This window comes from Bacillus sp. EB600 (assembly GCF_024494385.1).
Lineage (GTDB): Bacteria > Bacillota > Bacilli > Bacillales > Cytobacillaceae > JAEVLT01.
The window spans coordinates 1-1,579 of record NZ_JAEVLT010000109.1; the positions used below are offsets into that span (position 1 = coordinate 1).

Annotated in this window: 2 protein-coding genes; both read right to left on the bottom strand. The window is 35.8% G+C overall.

The genetic code is table 11. From position 1 onward, the window contains the following. Window positions 1-131 precede the first annotated feature (131 nt). Window positions 132-554, bottom strand: coding sequence for an OsmC family protein (locus JN080_RS28700; RefSeq protein ID WP_256239342.1), 423 nt, complete (start codon window positions 552-554; stop codon window positions 132-134). 163 nt (window positions 555-717) lie between these two features. Further along, entirely contained in the window at window positions 718-1,521 is an 804-nt protein-coding gene (locus JN080_RS28705) for an HAD family hydrolase (protein ID WP_256239343.1), read from the bottom strand. Window positions 1,522-1,579 lie beyond the last annotated feature (58 nt).

Consider the following 1,579-nt stretch of genomic DNA (forward strand, 5'->3'; position numbering starts at 1 on the left):
TGGTTAGCTAGTCTGAATCGGTCGTGCAATAACACATATGCTGGAGATTAATTATTTACTATTCGACATTTGCACTTAGAATGAAAGAAAACACATATCAACAGGTTCTGTTCTTTACTTTTGGTAAGTAATCACAGGTTCTTTGTTGGGTTGTTATTAATTGTATAACTTGCCGTTATCGTTGAGTTTAATGAATGGGCAACTGAACAGTACTTATCCTTTGATAATTGAATGGCATGAATCACCTTTTCATCAGGCAATTCTCCTTCTAAAACATAGTGAATGTTTATAGCTGTAAACCGTTTAGGATCTTCTTCTGCACGAGATCCTTCCACCTCCATATGAAAAGAAGTTGGATTTAAACGCATTTTGTGGAGAATCGAAATAATATCTATACCAGTGCAGCCTGCAACAGCATTTAGCAACAATTCAGTCGGCCTAGCTCCACTATTCGTGCCTCCCACTTCCTCTGCTGCGTCCATGTTAATTTTATGACCTGAAGGAGTAATGCTTGAAAAACTCATACTTCCTGTCCAATTTATCGTTGTTTTCAAATTTTAAGACTCCTTTACTTATTGCATTTAGTTACCAAATAAAGTACCCCTTTTTTTAGGTAATCATTACACTTACTAGTAAATATAACACTAGTAATGGTTTTAGACATACAATAAGGAACCAGCTTTGGAACTGGTTCCTTTATCACAATTTTAGCTTATATTATTTTTTCAGTGCCTTTTCATTTAGTTCGTCTAAAATCCCAAAAAGCTTTCCTAAATGATTAATTTCATAAGTAGGAATAACTTCGTTACGCTCTTTATTGTGACGATTGATCCACACTGACTTTATTCCAGCTCTGCTCGCGCCAAGAATATCTGTCATTAAATTATCCCCCACCATAATTGCTTCGTCTTTATTTAAAGACATACGTGACAATGCATGCTCGAAAATCGATGGATCCGGTTTTCCTTTTCCAAAATCACCTGAAATAACAATCTGGTCAAAATAGGGAACTAGTTCTGGTGTTATTGCAAGTTTTGTATTTTGCAAATCTGGTGATCCGTTTGTTAAAAGCAGCAGCTGATATTTCCCTTTAAGTGCATCGAGCGTTTCAAAGGTATCCTCATAAACAAACGGAAGCTTCCGGCGCTCCTGTGGAAAACGTTCACCTAACTCAGACCCAAATTCTTGGTCATCAATCCCCATCGTCTTTAATCCCATCGTCCAAGCATCTCTTCGATATCCGGGAACAATTTCTTTCATTTTTCTAAACTCATCTTGATTATCTAAAAAATTGCCCCAAAGTCCTTCAAACGGATTAATCCCAATCATTTTTGTAAATTCGTAAGTTTCATAGGAGGAATATAGATTTCTTGCTGCTTCGCGAACCACTTCTTCAAATTGATTTGGATCGATTCCATACCGGTCGTGTGCTATTCTACATGTTGCAACAAAGGCTTCCTTTATACTTTTTTGATCCCATAGAAGTGTATCATCTAAATCGAAAAAAATCGCTTTTATCATTTTGAGCCTCTCTTTTTTAAGATTTGATTATTAATACTAGTTTTACATAATAAAAGTA